The sequence below is a fragment of the Clostridium sp. BNL1100 genome (assembly GCF_000244875.1).
In the GTDB taxonomy this organism is placed as follows: Bacteria; Bacillota; Clostridia; order Acetivibrionales; family DSM-1351; genus Ruminiclostridium.
This window is the reverse complement of sequence record NC_016791.1, coordinates 1,253,867-1,272,465: the sequence shown is the minus strand read 5'-3', so window position 1 is coordinate 1,272,465 and position 18,599 is coordinate 1,253,867. Positions and strand designations below refer to the sequence as shown.

The 18,599-nt window shown below is 37.9% G+C and carries 9 protein-coding genes; 2 read left to right on the top strand and 7 right to left on the bottom strand.

Translation table 11 applies throughout. From position 1 onward, the window contains the following. Positions 1-191: 191 nt before the first annotated feature. From CLO1100_RS05270 to CLO1100_RS05240, 7 genes are all read right to left on the bottom strand, one after another. Positions 192-1,304 (bottom strand): DUF4432 family protein, encoded by a 1,113-nt coding sequence (locus tag CLO1100_RS05270; RefSeq protein ID WP_041700376.1) that lies wholly within the window; start codon positions 1,302-1,304, stop codon positions 192-194. Between the two features lie 48 nt (positions 1,305-1,352). Next, positions 1,353-2,033, bottom strand: a complete 681-nt coding sequence (gene pgmB / locus CLO1100_RS05265) for a beta-phosphoglucomutase (RefSeq protein ID WP_014312712.1) — start codon at positions 2,031-2,033, stop codon at positions 1,353-1,355. Between the two features lie 24 nt (positions 2,034-2,057). Beyond that, positions 2,058-4,310 carry a glycosyl hydrolase family 65 protein gene (locus tag CLO1100_RS05260; RefSeq protein ID WP_014312711.1) on the bottom strand — a complete coding sequence of 751 codons (2,253 nt, stop codon included), beginning with the start codon at positions 4,308-4,310 and terminating at the stop codon, positions 2,058-2,060. A gap of 34 nt (positions 4,311-4,344) precedes the next feature. Further along, the gene (locus CLO1100_RS05255) at positions 4,345-5,166 is read right to left on the bottom strand and encodes a carbohydrate ABC transporter permease (RefSeq protein ID WP_242836725.1); all 822 of its coding nucleotides are present in this window, start codon (positions 5,164-5,166) and stop codon (positions 4,345-4,347) included. Positions 5,167-5,189: 23 nt separating this feature from the next. Beyond that, positions 5,190-6,062 carry a sugar ABC transporter permease gene (locus CLO1100_RS05250; RefSeq protein ID WP_014312709.1) on the bottom strand — a complete coding sequence of 291 codons (873 nt, stop codon included), beginning with the start codon at positions 6,060-6,062 and terminating at the stop codon, positions 5,190-5,192. Between the two features lie 255 nt (positions 6,063-6,317). After that, on the bottom strand, positions 6,318-7,649 hold the full coding sequence (locus CLO1100_RS05245) for an extracellular solute-binding protein (protein ID WP_014312708.1): 1,332 nt from the start codon (positions 7,647-7,649) through the stop codon (positions 6,318-6,320). Between the two features lie 292 nt (positions 7,650-7,941). Next, the gene (locus CLO1100_RS05240; RefSeq protein ID WP_014312707.1) at positions 7,942-14,835 is read right to left on the bottom strand and encodes an S-layer homology domain-containing protein; all 6,894 of its coding nucleotides are present in this window, start codon (positions 14,833-14,835) and stop codon (positions 7,942-7,944) included. A gap of 365 nt (positions 14,836-15,200) precedes the next feature. Between CLO1100_RS05240 and CLO1100_RS05235 the strand changes: the two genes are divergently transcribed. Together CLO1100_RS05235 and CLO1100_RS05230 are read left to right on the top strand one after the other, a co-directional pair. Then, positions 15,201-16,997 (top strand): sensor histidine kinase, encoded by a 1,797-nt coding sequence (locus tag CLO1100_RS05235; protein ID WP_242836687.1) that lies wholly within the window; start codon positions 15,201-15,203, stop codon positions 16,995-16,997. After that, the gene (locus CLO1100_RS05230; protein ID WP_014312705.1) at positions 16,990-18,594 is read left to right on the top strand and encodes a response regulator; all 1,605 of its coding nucleotides are present in this window, start codon (positions 16,990-16,992) and stop codon (positions 18,592-18,594) included. The genes CLO1100_RS05235 and CLO1100_RS05230 overlap by 8 nt, the downstream gene beginning before the upstream one ends. The last annotated feature ends 5 nt before the right edge of the window (positions 18,595-18,599 follow it).

Below are 18,599 nucleotides of genomic sequence, written 5' to 3'. Positions count from 1 at the left end.
TCTCCTTTTTAGATTATTGAATAATATTTTAAGTTTTGGAAAGTATCTGATAGCTTAATTATTTGTTTACATAACTATTATATATTTTTTTACCATGCAAAAAATCAGAATGTTCTTACTTTTCTTGTGTTTTTTTTACCTCTTCGTTTCAAATTTATAGGGAGATATCACAATTTTCTCTGTTTAACCACTTATTTTACAGCTCCCTCGATTAAGTCCTCCATTAATTGGATTGTTGAATTACTAAAGGCGGCACCTATAATAATCCATGAATCAGCTTGACCGTGTGACTCAAGATATGCCAACTCTCCATCGATAGCCTTCTGGCGTATGGAATTCGGTCTTGTCCTGCATGGTTCCAGAGCATACATAGGTTCGTCAATGGCTCTCTTGGCAATAAGTGACCTTGGAAAACTTTCAAGGGACCTTATAACATAAGCACCTTTTGTTTTTTCTGAATTTACTATCATTTCTGCCGTTATTTTTCCCTTAATCTGAACCGTATCTAAATAATCAGAAAGTTCAATAGCTTCTTCCAGCCCGATTACTGGTTCGGGTATATACTGGTAGCACCTTATTGGGTCAAGGCTTGAATTGAATTCATATATCTCAAAAGGATTGTTTTCCCCGGGTGCCGAATCCCGAAGCAGCATTTTATCCCGTGAAACAGGAAGTACATATCTTCCTCCCTTTGAAACATAGTTTCCGGCCAATTGGATATGATATCCGTCGTCCAAAGGCTGATGTTCTCCCGTTAAATTTCTTGTGGAGTCCTTTCTTAGAATCAATGATGAATTGTATCTTGTAAAGATTTTGATGTCCTTTTGATAAACGGGTTCAGTGCTGTAGCCCCTTATAGGAACTGTACCTTCAATACATATCTGCTCATTATTCCATAAAATACTTACGGATTGCAAATCTGTTTTTGAATAAGAGCCTGTCCCGTGTACCGTTCTTACTTCATCGGGAGTACCAAAAATTTCAGGCCCTATAGCTGCAACAGCCGCATAAAATCCTCTGTCCCATCCACCTTTTTCATACAGGTCTACTTTATCAGGATGGATAAGATATTCATCCTTTCTGTCCCATGTAATTTTGTCCTCACCAAGGAATATTTCACCTATATCCATTCCTCTTTCCAGAATAACCGTGAACATCAGCAAACCGTTGGATATGGTCAGTATATTTATGTGGCATCCATACCTGTCAATGAATACCTTTTTTTCTACATAACCTCCGGATGGCAGTTCAATCCGGTTACCCACCTTCAATTCAACAAATCGCTTCTGATTTTTACTATTCATAATCATCCTTTACCCCCAATGCATGACAAATATACTTTTACATATTGCTTATCTGCAAATGCTGCTTTTCGGATGAATATGACTTAACAGAATCACCGGATCTATTTCCGGGAAACCTTTCACCACTATTTCTGCCTGATGTAATAATTCAGGTTGCCCTATACCTACAACCCTCATGCCTGCTCTTTTTGCACCCTCTACTCCTGCCTGCGCATCTTCAAAAACAAAGCATTCAGACGGGTCAATTCCAAGCTGTTCAGCAGCCTTTAAGAACACCTCCGGATCCGGCTTTGCTTTTGAAACGCTGTTACCGTCTACAATGGCATCGAAAAGGTCTGTGATATTAAGCTTTTCAAGTATAATGGGTGCATTTTTACTTGCAGAGGCCAAAGCAATTCTTATTCCTCTAAGCCTCAGATATTTCAAGAAATCTTTTGCTCCAGGTAAAATCTCTGCCGGAGTCATTTCGTAAAGGTATTCCTTATACCATTCATTTTTTTTAGTAGCCAGCTCCTCTTTTTTTTCTAAAGACAGATCTAAAAAGCCACCTACTTCAAGCAGTACTTCAAGTGATTCCATACGGCTCACGCCTTTTTGCCGTTCATTATCCTTTTCGGTAAACTTAAAACCCAATTCTGCCGCCAGTCTGCGCCATGCCATAAAATGGAACTTTGCTGTATCTACAATTACTCCATCCAAATCAAAAATTGCCGCCTTAAATGGTTCCACACTATTGCCTCCAGTCCTTTTATATTACTCGTATAATTCAGTAACCTCATGCTTGTCTTTTGTAACGGTAATTCTATACCGTTTTCCATGCCATGCCAGTGTAAATTTCAAATTTGTCCATTTATCAGGAAGGTGCGGTGCTAATTGTATTTCCTCACACCACATAGCACTCTTAAGACCGGCAAAGCCATATACAATCATCTGCCACAAACCTCCGCAGTTTGCTATGTGTATACCTTCTGCCGCACCTTTCTTCTCCTGAGACATATCTATAGCCATAACCTTTTTAAGGAATTTTTCAGATTCAGTCATTCTCCCCATCCAGGCAGCTACGATTCCGTGAACCGATGCTGAAAGTGATGAGTCATGGGTTGTTATAGGTTCGTAATAGTCGTAGGCATTAATTAACTGCTCACGAGTGAAATCATCAGGATAAAGCATCATCAGTTCAATAACATCAGCCTGCTTTAAAGCTTTGGAACGGTAGTTTTTCTCCTGGGATATGAAATTTCCGAAGGGCTTGGTTCTATCCTTCCAAATTGCATTAAAATTAACATCCGCATAGCTTTCAAAATCCTCTGACTGAGGAACGATTTTTGAATTTTCGTCATAAGGGAGTATTAACTTATCTCCGACTTCCTTGATTTTGTCTAGCTCCCACGCCTTTAAACCAAGCCGGTTTTCAATTTCCAGATATCCGTCTTTATCTTCATGCTTAATTTTTTTAAGAAGCTCTGCTGTTTTTTCCAGACTGAACTTAACCATGCGATTGGTAAATGCATTGTTCCTTGTGACGGGAAGGTACTCATCCGGCCCCATAACACCTAACAGGTCGTAATATCCGTCATTGTTTCTGTCAACCCTTTGCACCCAATATCTTGCAGTTTCAACCATCATATCAATGCCGAAGCTTCTGACAAATGCAGTATCTCCTGTAGCGTTTGCATAATGGTACATGGCATATATGATATCCGCAGTAACATGTACTTCGTGATCTGCGTACTGCCAGCAGGGACATTGTTCTTCTCCCGTAACTGACGCCTCCCATGCGTATTTCGCCCCTTCATACCCATATTCCATAGCGTTTTTCCGTGCACCATTCAGGGTGTTATATCTATACATTAACAAGTTTCTGGCAGCTTCAGGATTGGTATGAATGAAGAAGGGTAGCATGTTTATCTCTGTATCCCAGAAATAATGTCCGAAATATGCTTCGCCGGCGTATCCCTTCGCACAGATAGCAACTCTAGAGTCATTTTCACTATTTGCCCTGATAAGGTGATAGATATATGTACGAATTGCAAGCTGTGCCTCATCATCTCCGGTTATTTCAATATCACTGGTAACCCATTTTTTGTTCCAAGCCATTGAATGTCTTTTATATATTTTCTCCCAGCCTTGATTAAAGAAGTATTCAAGATATTTCTGTCCTCTTTCTATAAGAGTTCCATCCTCAAGGTCCCTGTCGGTGACAACCGACGTTACTTTCTGAACCTCCAGACTATCTCCGGCCTTTAATAACTTAAATCCTGAAAAAAATATATTTTTGCTTTGGGTTAACTTGCTCCAGCAAATATTCTCAGAAGCATTGATACCTGACAGCATTAAAACATTGTTTCCTCCATCTGTAACAGTCTTTGTACAAATGTATTCCGAGTGCTTGTCCTCTGTCAGTACTTCTTTGAAATGATTAAAACCATTGGTTCTAACTTCCGAATCTATGCCGCATCTGATGTCAAGAATCCCCTCTCCGGAGAGCATTTCTATCTGCAGCTGCTGCAAACAGAGGTGTTTATCCTCTATACTGACAAAACGTTTATAACTAAGTTTAAGGTTTAGTCCATTTTCTGTTACCCATATGAAGCTTCTATAAAGGCAACCGTCCCTCAAATCCAACCATCTTCTATAATCCTTTATGGTACTTGACTCCATATCCAATTTTTCATCAGCAATGACTAAGTCCATACCAAGAAAATAAGGCAGATTTATTATTTCCTCTTTTAGAAGCGGGTGCTTTCCTACAATACCCGGTATAAAGGTTCCCCATTTAGTTTCTGTGTGCCTTGGCTGTTCAAGGGTAACATTAGCAGGCATACGCATATACTCTTCATCCTGTGCCGCTCCCCGGAGGCCTTCCTCAAAGCTTCCTCTCACATGCATATAGCCATTACCCTGGGTAAATAGTCCTTCAAAATGTTTGTTTGTATCCAGGCTAAACCTGTTCTCTTCTATACACCATAAACCGTCTGCTACATGTGTCTTATTTTGTTTACTCATCAAAATCCATTCCTTTTCAAATAGTGAAGCTCATTTAACCTTTGACCGCTCCCGCTGCCAATCCAGATACAACCTGCTTTTGCAGAAGTACATACACAATAATACTTGGAATAATAACAATAACTGTAGCCGCAAACATTACTCCATAATCACTGGCAAACTGACTTTTAAAGTAGTAAAGTGCCAATGGAAGCGTACGGCTCTTATTACCTGTAGTAAGGGTAATTGCAAACTGAAATTCATTCCAGCAGAGCAGGAACTGAAGTACAGCTGCTGTTCCAAATCCAGGCTTAGCAATTGGAAGAATAATTGAGACAAATGTTCTGATAAAACCTGCTCCATCCAAGCTGGCTGACTCTTCCATTTCTTTTGGTATTGTTTGAAAATAACTTGAAATTATATAAAGTGATGCGGGAAGTCCAAATCCTGCATAAACAATAATCAAACCTATTAGTTTGTCATACAGTCCAAGCGTATTCACTGTCAGATACAAAGGCTGCAGCATTGCAGCACCTGGGATTAGAAGAGATAGGGAAAAAAGACCTACTAATAATTTCTTACCCTTAAAGTCAAACCTTGCAACTACATAAGCCGACATTCCCATAATAATCAAATTCAATAAGGTACCGAAAATACCTACAATGACACTGTTCAAATAGAACTGTGTTAAAGGAGCTATTTTAAATGCATTCAAATAATTTGAAAATCTAAGACTTGAAGGCCATCCTATTGTAGAATTAAGTATCTCTGAATTCGTTTTAAACGATGATATGAACACCCATAAAAATGGCCCAATTGATAAAACAATTATGGCTAAAACAAATATGTATTTTAAAATTGATAAAAAAAGCTTCATTCCTTTCAAATCAGTCACCCCTTTCATACATCTGAACTGCCTATTTTAAATATTTTACGATATATTAGTACTAATACAATTCCAAACGCTACAAGAAATGTACCTATAGTATTCGAGTATCCAAAATTGTTGTCCATTAATGCTGTTTTATATATATACATAGGGAGGTTCATTGTCTGATTTCCGGGTCCTCCTCCTGTAGTCATCACAATTATATCTAGCTTCTGAAGCATACTTGTCCCAGATAAAATAACACAGGTTCCGATAATATTTCTGAGTAAAGGAAGCACTACATACAGGTTTATTTTAATCTCGCTGGCGCCATCAATTCTGGCCGCTTCAAAAAGGCCATCAGGAATCGCTGCTATTTCAGCAAGAACAAGTATTGTAACAATAGCGGCATAAGGTAACCAGGTCATAGTTACAGAAAAGAAAGATGTTTTATAGTCCATAAACCAGTTTTGAGAAAAATCCTCAAGTCCCAATAACCGGATAATACTATTTACAGCTCCAAACTCAGGGTTTAATATACATAGGAACAGCATTCCCACGGCAGCCCCCGATATAATGTTTGGTATCATAAATACTGTTCTTGCAAATTTCCAATAAAATTCCTTCATATTCAGAATAATAGCGAATACAACACCAATACAAACGTGAACAGTGGACTGCAGAACAATCCATATAATAGTATTAATAAAGCTCTGCCTAAAATCCGAATCATCGGTAAACATTTTAATATAGTTGCCTAATCCTATAAAAATAGGATTTCTTCCTGTTGACCATTCTGTAAAAGAAGTACCAAAAAGGATAACAATTGATACTGCATAAACTATTAAAAACAGAATTAAAGTGGGTATAAGGAATAAAGCTATGTAGCCTTTATTTTTAGTCATTTCATCATCTCCTTAAATGCAATTCTCCGCGGAACTTTCCGAGGAGAATTCATTACAACCTTTATTTCTTTATAAGAACCTGTTCAGTATCTGCTTGTGCTTGGCATTTCAAGTGGATTTTGTGTCAGGCAAGGACCAAATTTTCGCAGTAAATAAAATTTGTTTATTGCAAGAAAATTTAACGCAGCATGGTGTGAAGTCCGCCAAAATGACGAGTGTAATAAGATACTGAGCAGGTTCTAACAGACAGTAATACTATTTATTCTTTGCAGATATCTCAGTAAGTTTCTTTGCCATCTCTTCGGCTGTTATCTTATTGAAAGCCAATTCTGGATACAAATTCTTCCAGGAATCAGTTACATTTGGGAGTACAATAGTGTCAAAGTACTGGTATTTAACCTTTGCACTATTTCCTACCTCAATGGTCTCTACAAATACCGGATATTTCTGTTTGAATTCTTCTGAAGGCTGTACCTTGTCTGAAACGGGTAACACGTTACCGAGTTCCAGTGCTATGGATTGTCCTTCAACGCCGGTCTTGTACTTAATAAATTTAGCTGCAGCATCTTTTTTCTCTTGAGTTTCTGAGCCAATCATATATCCTACTTCGTACGACAAAAATGCTCCGCTTCCAGGGTATGCAGCAACACCAACCTTCTTGTCGAAGCCTTCCGGAGACTTGGTCTTATCACTGAAATCACCGATCATCCATGGGCCGTTGGCAATTATAGCAGTTTTACCCTGTTCGAAATTATTTGCTGCATTTGCATATACTGCTCCTATTGCATCTTTTGTTGTATATTTCTGCAACATTATTTGCATTTTCTTCAATGCATCGATAACTTCAGGAGTTTCAAAACTTGTTGGGTGAAGAGTATTCATGTATTTAGTTCCGGCCTCTCCGCTTGTACCTACCATTGAGGAAAGCAAAAGGTTGGTTGTCCATGCATTTTCACCTGTCATCAAAGCCAACGGAGCAAAACCTGCTGCTTTTAATTTGTCGCAGTTAGTCATAAACTCATCCCAGGTTTCAGCAGGCTTTATACCTGCCTTTTCGAACATATCCTTATTGTAAAAATAACCTATAACCTGTTTTTGATCACTGATGGACCATATTTTCCCATCCCGTGTATTTGCGGCAAGTGCTTCATCACCTATATCAGATTTCCATTCTGGATCCTTATCCATATATTCATTAAAAGGTGTAGCCAGGTTGCCTTTGATTAATATTTCATTTATTCCGTTTTTACCCATAATAACATCGGGAAGATCTCCTGACGCTGCTAAAATTTTCATTTTGTCGTTATATGCCGTATCGCTAGGAATCTCTTCCACCTGCACCTTTATTTCATTGCCGAATTTTTCATTAAATTTTTCAATCTGATCCTTCTCGAAAGGAGCAGAGTAATGAGTACCTACTCTGTATGTAGGATATTTTATTGTTACCGGTGCCTTTGCTTCAACACTTGTTTTCGCGCTGGTTGACCCTGAAACCTCTGCCGTTTTGTCAGAAGTTGCATTTGAACCACATGCAGCTAAAGATGCAACCATTGCTGCAGTTAATAATAATGCTGCGGACCTTTTCATTCTAAATTCCTCCTTGTTGTTTTTACATTTTGACTAGTAGCGCTACAATAAAATTATAGGATGTTGAATCTTAAAAGTTAATTTGTTATTTATACTTGTTTTTGTAATATTTCTAATTAAATTCCCTACTGCCGATAAATTATTCAACAATTTTAAATTGCTTGTAATATTTTTACCATTGTATAATTTTTTTTACTTTCTGCTTCGGCTTAAAAAATGCACCTGAACTGATGAACACCATGTAATGTCCTATCAGTTTAGGTGCATTTTTCAGGATTAACCCCTTAATTTATTATATTTTGGACAGTAGATTATACAATACCTGTACTGCCTCAGCTCTTGATGTGTTGGCCTTAGGGTTCAATTTATTGTTATCTCCAGCAACAATACCTGCCTCAACAAATAACTTCATTGTATCTTTCGCGTACCCGGAAATATCCTTTGTATCGCTAAAACCATCAAAATTTCCGTTTTTTGCAGCCGGTAATTCACCAAGTGTGTTTAATACTCGGTACAGTATAACAAGCATATCCTGTCTGCTAATGGTAGCATCCGGCATGTATTTGTTATCTCCTGTTCCTGATACCAAACCAAGGCGTTTTGCAGTGCCCAGATAATTGGTATAGTATTTGCTGCCGACATCTGTAAAGTTGTCTGTTACTGTCTTATCAACCTCAATACCGTAAGACTTCATTACCATTATGAGGAAATCAGCTCTTGTAACTTTATTCTGAGGAGCGAAACTACTGTCTCCCACACCTTTCACTATACCTCTGGCCGACATAAATCCAACTGCTTTATCATACCAGTCTTTGGATGTAATATCTTTGAAATTTACTTCATTGTAACCTACGGCATACTGTGAAAAATGATTGGTTATGAAATTCACTGTACCTGAAACATGGTTATATATACTTCTGACAGTTTTTAAGTTTCCATCCTTATCTATGTGGTAGATTATGATAGAGTTTTGCTTCTCATTTGACTTTGGATTATAAGGTATGCTTGCCAGGGCTTTTCCTCCGCCAAATTCTGTTATCTCTTTATCACCAGACTGAATTGAGAAATCATAAACAGGACGATCTCCCACTGTAGTCCTTATTTCTTCTGATAAGGAATAAGCTTCTTCCTTATTTATTATAATGTTTACATTACCAGATGTAGCAGAAGCATTTATTGAATCTATTGCTACAGCGTCAAAAACAACACTTCCCAGTCTAGTGCTAAACTTAATGTTAGCTCCGACAGTTTTGGAGATTTCTTTCAGCGCTTCCGCAGGAAGTCCTATCTTTACAGACTTTGTATCTTCGTCAGAATCAAGTTTTATTTCAATTGTAGCTTTCTGTCCATTACTTTCCGCTTCCTTAGCTTTTTCTAAAAGATTGTTAATGGTAGTTTTTGCAACATTAGCTACAGCTGCTCCCGATTCATTTCCTGCTTTTAATGAAACAGAGAGTAGTATTTGATCACCGTTTGTGGTGGAATCAACCGGAATTACAGTCTCTCCGGTACTTCCAGAACCAGTGTTTCCATTACCACTGCCTGTGCCGTTTACAGGAGCTATAACAATGCTTAAAGTTTTACTTACACTCATAATCGGATTGCTGCTGTCTTCTGCATTTACGTTAACACTAAAAGTACCGGCTACTACAGGAGTACCTTTTATTTCTCCCTCATTTGTGATAGACAGACCTGCCGGAAGTCCTTCAACACTCCATTTGTAGGGCGCTGTTCCACCTACCGCATTTAGTTCATACGAATATGCTGTACCAACCTTGCCGTTTGGCAAAGATGTAGTATCTATAGACAAAGAGCCAGACATTAAATCCTTCAGCTCAATTGTAACTTCCTGAGTCTCTATAGGAACGGTAACAATACCATTGGCATTATCTACTATTCCAACAGAAGCTGAATAGATATTGTTTACCATATATGGAAGTTGGATACTCCATTGTTCTACAGTACCGGCATCAATTTTTGAGTTTTCCTTGTTAAGGTCAAATGTAAATTTCAGCTTGCTGCCATCTCTTACAATTGTATATCCCGCTCTTCCGCCTTGAAGAACCGGAGAGTTTTCAACAGCTGCAACTACGTTATTATCATTAGTGGCATTAGTTACCCATTCTTTAGGAATACCGCGTCCGATAATAAGATCCGCATTTTTATTATCATTATAGATTCTTTCAGCTATAAATGCATCATACAGGACTTTGGAGGCTGTTGCCTGTCCCCACATGTGCTGACAGGAACCTCCACCGCCGGAAGCATTATCGTGACTCCACAATGCAGATGTAGGATCTTGTGTCGGAAAATTAGTTGGTCCGACACCTTCCCACCAGCCAAAGGGTGAGCTCATAGCACTATTTATAGCAAATTCATAAGCTTTTATTCCTATATCTCTATAAGCTTCACCACGAAGTGCTGCAATACCATATCCTGCATTATATGCACTTGAGTACCAGCCGTGAGGATAACCTCCAAAATTATAAGGTGAAGCACCCGGCAAGTCTTTACGTCTTTCTAACCCATATGCATAAGTCTGGTCTATCATATCTATATTCGCCCCAGCCTTGCTTTGATCCGCGCCATACAGATATCCATCCCATGGGAATGATCCGAATAACAACATTGATGCCCAGTTTGCATCTCTAATATCATTACATCTGTTTTCAGTATTCGGCTGAACTATTGAAGCCGGAATATAGTTTAAATTATTAGTGCTAATAGTATTTTCAAGAGTCTCTGTTACCACTTTCAATAAACTGTCATATTCAGTATTTGCCCATTGAGCCTCTGATAAGTAGTACTCTTTCTTGCTTTGGTCATTTTCCTTTATTGCTAATTCGTTACAAATGTATTTATATGCTATAATCCCCATAAGCGCAGCCTGATCATCAACTGTCCATTGGCCGTATGAATCAATAGCGAGAGTGCTTTTCATAATTCCATCATGGTTTGCACCTGTACGGTCGTCATGAATAGAATGTGCCATCTTTTTGATTACACCTTCATACTTTTCTTTTATAAAATCAAGATCTCCCGTTTTACTTAAATACACTGAGTATGCCCATGGTAACTTCCAGTTTGCATCCCAGTATAGATCAGGATCTACTTCACCATTCTCAATGTTTACTCCACCGGTCATGGGAACGCTTTCAAGATAATCCTTAGCTTCTTGGAAGTCACCCGCAGTAATAAGTGACTGCAAAATTCCGATTGTATCGTGTGAAAACAGTCTGTCATAGCCGTTCTCACCAACATGTAAGAATGTTTTATCCTTGATAATAAGAGTATAAATATATCCTGCCTTATATGCATTAACCAGACTGTCTTTGTTATTTGCATCTTTACTGTTAGGCATTTCTATATCTATTATTCCTGCAAGTCTGTTATCCCAGTAATTCTTCATTGCTGCATAATTATTTTCAAATATACTGTTTTTACCAGTATCAGCAACAACTTTTGCAGCTTCAAGAATTTTCTGATCCACTGGGAACGGGGCTTTAGGTTCCACCTCATACCTTTCTCCGGTATGCCCCTCATTTTCAAATCTATCTGCTTTTATTGCATACTCTCTTACAACTGTTTCTCCTGCATTTATAACGTAAGAAGATTCAGCAGCGTTATTAAGCGGCACTAATTCCTTTGATACAACAGGAAGTAATCGTTTTTCACCTGAGTTGTTTATTGCCGTCATTTTTACATATGCAATTTCTACAGGGTTGCCGTCTATTGTGTGTTTATTGGCAAACTCTTCGATTTTATATGTAACACCATCTACTGTGTATTCACTTACATAACAAGGCAAATATCCGTCCCTGTTATACCAATCAACTGAAACTCCTTTTTCCTTAAGCCCTGTCACACCAAATCTTATCATCAGATTACCTCTGCTTGGCAATCTAAAGGATCCGTCAATATAAGCTATCGGAGCATTCATGTCACCTTCAAAACCAAATGACCCTGTCAGTCCTCCATCTGTTTCAGATGAATATTTTCCTGAAACCTGAAGTTTTGAAATAGCGTTCAGAACTGATACGTAGGCCTGCAGCTTTTCAGCATCGGAAACGCTGCTGTCCAATTGTTTTGCATTTGCAATTGCATCTGTTAATACAGCTACAGAAGCAGTTGTATAGCCTTTAACTACCATATTATCAAAACTTGTAATAAAACTGTTGAAATCAGATATGTCTATATTTATAACAAGACTATCTTTAGCAGCCATCAGGTTTGCGGTTTGAGCATCAATTTCTGCCTGCGATGCATCAAAGTTATTCAGGCAATTTTTTGCTGATTCTTTAGCATCCACTAAAGTCAGCCAGGATTCAACAGTATAAATTTTATCATTATACTTGCTTACTTCTGATACCAACGCTTCAAGTGAATCTCTGTTTACATTCAGTTGTTTTATAACTTTCAATAACCCTGTACCAAGCCATGCCTCAGGTACAAAACTTCCTGAAACTGTCTTACCGTAAAATTCATTTTTTGTATAATAATTTTTTGGCATAACTATCCAGTTGTACATGCCATTTTTTAATGTAGACTGAGTTACATCGATAGCATATCTTGTGTCTTTAACTATATTATAGCTAAGCTTAGCTGTAGTTAAGCCACCTTGTATAATGTCTGACTTTGGCACAGTCGTTTGCGCTAGAGCAGTTCCCGTAGGCAGTCCATTGCTATCTGTTGCATACAACTTTACAATTAAATCGTTTCCATCCTCAGAATTTTTATATAACCCAACTTGGACATATTCCATTGTGAAATCAACACTGGATGTAAAGGTCTGGTATCTGTCCTGTTGATCTATCTCATGACCCAGAGCATAACTTAACCCCTTTTTACCACCTGTATAGTCAATCATCACATTTGTAGCTTTTTTTACAAGATTATTCAGAGCCAAGGTAAGTGCAGCTTTTGCATTGTCAACCTCTGCCTGTGTCGCGCTGGTTTTATCCAGGATTGCTTTTGCTGCTACTTTTGAATCAATAAAAATCTGCCATGAGGCATCTGTAAAAAAGCTTTGGGTTATTCCGTTAAGTTCATCATATAATGTTTGTAAGGAAGACTTGTCAGCGATTTCTACGCTGCTTACTGCTATATTTGATAATGATGAGTTACCATCATAAGCATTTTTATATGTTTGAATACCCTCAACCTTAAGAACCTTGTTTGCAGGAACAACTACCTGATATTTGAATACTTGTGAAGTACCGCCTGCTTCCATAGTTTTAGTAGAAACGAATTGACCATCAAGGTAGAATTTTACATCTACTTTTGCCTGCCAGATACCAGTACTGAATACAACGGTTGTCAAAGTAGGTTGTGCTGCTACTGAAAAATTCCAGCCTACATTTTCCTTGCAGGCACCGGCAGCTCTATCATCCGCCAAAGGTAGGAAAACACCAAAGCCGGTATCATTGCTGAGTGATTCATAACCAGCCATTCCATCTGTCCAAGATGCGACCGCACGGTTAGTATCACCATTAGTTTCCTTCCCTTCTGTTACAGTATTAGGAAGTGCGTTGAAAGAAATGGCATTCTCAGTATTCTTCTTAATCTGTATAAGACCGTTTGAACCATTTCCTTTTAAATGTAGCCAGTCAACATTTCCAACTACAGTCAGGTCAATGTTGTACACCCCATTACTTTGAGTTTGAGTAATTTTTAAATCATTTGCATTAATGGTCACAAGAGCAGCCTGTGCCTGTTCCAATATAGTTTTTGCACTGTCTATTGCAGTCTGTGTTGCAGCCGGATCGTCAAGAACAGCTTTTGCAGAAGTACGCGCACTATCAAAAGCTGCCCATGATTCTGCTGTATAGGAACCCTGAACTAAATCCTTAACTCCATCATATAGGTTTTGTAAAGCTGTCTTATCAACATAGGCTCCATCGCCCACCGCTATACCAGAGAGTGAAAAATTACCATCCTGGAATAAAGTCTCTTTTTGTATACCCTCAACCTTCAGTTCCGTATTTGCAGGTACAATTACCTGATATTTGTATGTCTGGGCACCACCGCCTGCCGAAATCCTTTTGGTATCAGCCAGTACACCATCCATATAGAATTTTACATCTACTTTTGCCTGCCAGAGTCCCACGCCAAATAGCACTGTTGTTTCCTGCTGTTGTGCTGCTACCGTAAAATTAAGGCCTACGTCAGCGCTGCAGATACCTGAGCCTCTATTGTCTTTTGGAAATAAAACACCAAACCCTGTATCATTAGTACCCGCTTCATATCCTGCCATACCGTCAGTCCAGGTATAGGCCATACGGTCTGCATCACCATTACTTACTTTGCCCTCAGAACCTGTATTTGATAATGTGTTGAATGAAATGGCACTTGGAGTAGTTGCTTTCTTTATTTGTAAGATATTGCCTGAACCGTCTCCTTTTAAATGCAACCAGTCAACATTTCCAGCTGTTGAAAGATTAAGAACAGATTCCCCGCTCACCTGGTTTTGTGAAATATTAAGTCCCTTTGTACCCACTGCTATGTTTGAGATTGAAGAATTACCGTCCTGTGATAATATTTCTGTTTGTATACCTTCAACCTTCAATACCTTATTTGCAGGTACCATTACCTGGTATTTATATACCTGAGCGCCGCCGCCGACAGATAAACTTTTTGTATCAACCTGCGTGCCATCCATGTAGAATTTTACATCAACTTTTGACTGCCAAAGCCCAACAGTAAATACAACTGTTGTCTGGACAGGCTGCGCTGCTACTGAAAAATTCCAGCCGACGTTATCAGCGCAGGTACCGGCACCTCTGCTGCCTGCCGGGGGGAATAGAACAGCAAACCCGGTATCATTGGTGCCTGATTCATAACCGGCCATACCGTCAATCCAAGTACTGGCTACTCGATCGGGATCGCCATTACTTACTTTACCCTCAGGGGCAGAATTGGGGAGTACATTAAATGATATAGCACTTGAAGTAGCTGACTTACTAATCGGTGTAACACCATTTGAACCATCGCCTTTAAAATGTAACCAATCAATATCTCCAACCTGTGATAGATTAAGAGCATATTCCCCGTTCAATTGGCTTTGATCAATAATTAAGCTTGTATCACTACCCGCTGCGTATGTTATTCCGCTTTGAAATGCAGTTGAAAGTAACATGCAAACGCTTAGTACTACCGAAACCATTTTCATAATAACCTTTTTATACATTTTATCCCTCCATTAAATTTACTAAAAGATCATCCGAATTCTAGATACTCCTCTCATTTTAATGAATTATATTTTACTTCCCAGATGACATAAAGTTAATTAGTTATTTATACTTGTTTTTGTAATATTTCTAAATTAAATTCCCATTTCAGAGAAAATATTTACCGATTCAGAATTGCTTGTAATATCTTTACCATTGTATGATTTTTTTTACCTCATGCTTTTTTGGAGAAGGAACACAACTTAATTTGTAGAATTATCTTGTAGAATTATTTTGTAGAATTATGTAGAATTATAGGGTTACATAATATATAATTCTATATTCCCTCTTAACATGCTATAATTAAGGAGTTGACACATTGCTAATGAATATGATCCAATACATCAAAAGAACACCCATCCGGCACAAGATTACATTAGCTGTAGTTCTATTACTTCTGCTATCCATGTCTCTTGTTGGCATTTATTTTTATTGGAACATGGCTTCAGTATTAACAAAAAACGCCAATGACAATTTGATTCATCTTATTCATCAAACAAACGGAAATATTGAGAATTCTTATAAAATAATCGACACCACCTCTCTTCATTTTCTTTCCAATAAATCTATAAGATCCTGGGCTTCGGGCAATACGACTTTTGATGGAGATTTCTACAGCCTTTTCATAAATAAAAGCCTTATTGAAGAAGACCTCAAATACAGCTTGATGTTTAATAATGCATGGGATATGAACCTCATCTCTACAGCCTATGTTTTTTTGAATGAAGACACTTATTGCTCCATTTTCAAATCCACACCAAATATACAGCTGTTAGACGATAACAATATAAAAATATTTAAAAAAATAAGCGGCAGCAAAATCAGGGGAAAGACAATAATACCCCCTTCCTTGAATGACAGAACTATTTATTTTACACGCATAGTCACAAACATTAATAATCCTAAGCAAAGGTTGGTTATGATTTTAGGAACCGAAGAAGAAGATCTCTATAAAGAATATAGCGAACTACTTTCATTTCAAGGGTCAATGGTATATATTACGGATGAAAAAGGCATTATTTATTCCAGTTCTCAGAGAGACATGATTGGAAGCAATGTACATTCCTCCATCATGAATTTAGTAAATGATACAGGTGTTTGTGAGATTGACATAGGAAATATTACATATTTAATTGCACGTAGAAAAATAAGTGATACCGGGCTGAACTTTATTGCCGGAATTCCCAAAAAACAGGTTTTGGCAAATCTGTCCAACAGTATGAAAAATTATATCGTTATCACAGCTATTATTATATTTGTATCGGTTTTTGCCGGAATTATTATTTCCCTGAGGTTTACCAGATTTGTCAGAGACCTGCTTTCCGTTATTAACAGGGTAAAAGTTGGAGATTATGAGGTTAAAATGCCTTATTACAAAGAGAGCGAACTGGAACTGCTGAGTAATACCTTCAACAATATGACCGATGAAATAAAGTATCTTATCAATCAGGTTTATGAAAAACAATTGCTAATAAAAGAGACAGAATTTAAATTTCTTCAGTCCCAGATGAATCCGCATTTCCTTTTCAACACCCTTATTACTATTGGATATAAAGCCAAGTTAGCAAAAGATGAGACTATCTATAAAATGGTCACATCCCTCACAGAGCTGTTACAAGCTGGTATTTATTCCAATAGTCAGGCAAAGATCCCCATAAGGCAGGAATTGGAATTTGTGAAATTTTATCTTTATTTGCAGAAAATGCGATTCGGAGACAACCTTGAGTATAATATTCATGTTTCTGACGAAAGCATTTTAGATTTTGTACTTCCCAAACTGTGTATCGAACCTCTTGTGGAGAATGCGGTAGTTCACGGGCTGGAAGAAAAGGTCGGAAAAGGCACCCTAGAACTAACTATACGAAGGGAAAACGAATCCATATTCTTTGAAGTAACAGATGACGGTGCAGGTTTTAAAACCGGCAAAATTAATCTGGAAGATAACGAAACCATTACCCGACGCAAGAAGGGGCATAACAATATAGGCCTTTTAAATACCCATAAAAGAATCAGGCTGATGTATGGAGAGCCTTATGGTGTTCAAATTGAGAGCAAGACTAACATAGGAGCAAAGGTAACAGTACATATCCCCATTGATAGGAGTGAAACAGATAATGTATAACGTAATGATTGTTGATGATGAACCGGTAATAAAGCAGGGGCTTTTATGCTTTGTCAATTGGGAAGCTCTTGATTGCCAAGTGATATGTGATGCACAAAATGGGATTGATGCATTGGAAAAATTGGCAGTCCATCCCGTGGATATTGTCTTAACTGATATTAAAATGCCTGGAATGGATGGCCTGGAACTATCAAAACTTATATATGAAAATTATCCTTCTATAAAAGTCATCATTCTTACAGCCTTTTCAGACTTCACCTATGCTCAGGCTGCAATTAAATACAATGTATTGGATTTTGTCATAAAAACAAACCCAACTGAGAAAATCCCTGATGCCATTTGTAAAGCAAAGGCTTTAATTGCACAAGAAAAAGCAACAGAAGAAAAGTTGAAGCTTATGGAAGAAAAAGCAAATCTGAGACTATCAGAAATAAGGGAAAAGTTTTTCAAAGATGTGTTTAATGGAATTATTGTAAATGAAACTATTCTTCAAAGCAAACTTGCTGAACTTGAAATAAATATCGAAAACTATTTTGTTGTTTTATTTGACATTCACAGCGTTTCGAACGGAAATTCATTAATCAGCCCCGAGGACTACAATAAATTCATTCAGTCTGTGAATAATTTGCTTTCCCTGGCATTTAAGAGTTACCCTCACTATACTGTGGCAATGGACAGAAATCTCCTTGCTGCCGTAATTTCTTTCAAGAACTACAATGTTCCTGTATGTACTCAAACCCTGCTCATGACCTGCAATGAAATTCTGTCTATGGCGGACAGCTTCATGAGGTTTACTATCAGTATTGGACTGAGTCAAATGCAGCAAAAGGTTCAGGCTCTGCCTGTTGCCTACCAGGAGGCCAAGGAAGCACTGAAGGGTGGATTTTACAATAACAACCATGTTTCAGTTTTTATGCCCCACACCCCCCCTGTGCTTTCCTCAACAAACCATCCACATTATTTTGCTGAGAAAATTGTCAGTAGTCTCAAGTTGGAAAATCCATCAGAGGCAGTAAAAAGCATTGAAAAGCTTTTAGAGGAATACAGGAGTAATAAAGAGCCTATAGAAAACATCAAGGTCTCCTGTATGCTCATAGCCTCTTATTGTTTCAGGCTTCTTGCAAGCTACAAGTTGTTAGCTCCGGAGCTTGCCGAAAGCGAGCCCGAAATATACAAGCAGATACAGTCCAGTAGAAATATCCAAAATTTGCTAGATGTCTTAAGGAAGTTAATAGAAAGTGTTGCACAAGTTGTTGTAAGCAATGATAATAAATTCAGTTATTTAGTAAAGGAAACCCATAAGCATATTCGTGATAATTTTAACAAAAATATAAACCTTCAGTCCATAGCTGATCACATCCATATAAACAGTAGTTATCTGAGCAGAGTATATAAAAAGGAAACAGGCGAATCTATCGTGGATGCCATTAACAACTATCGTATTGACTATGCTAAAAAGCTTTTAAAAGACCCTGCAAGAAAAGTTTTCGAGGTAGCCAGTGCTGTGGGCATTGAAGATCCCGCCTACTTTACTCATGTTTTTACCAAATATGCCGGAATGAGCCCTAAGGAGTACAAACAAAAAATTTGCAAATAATTATT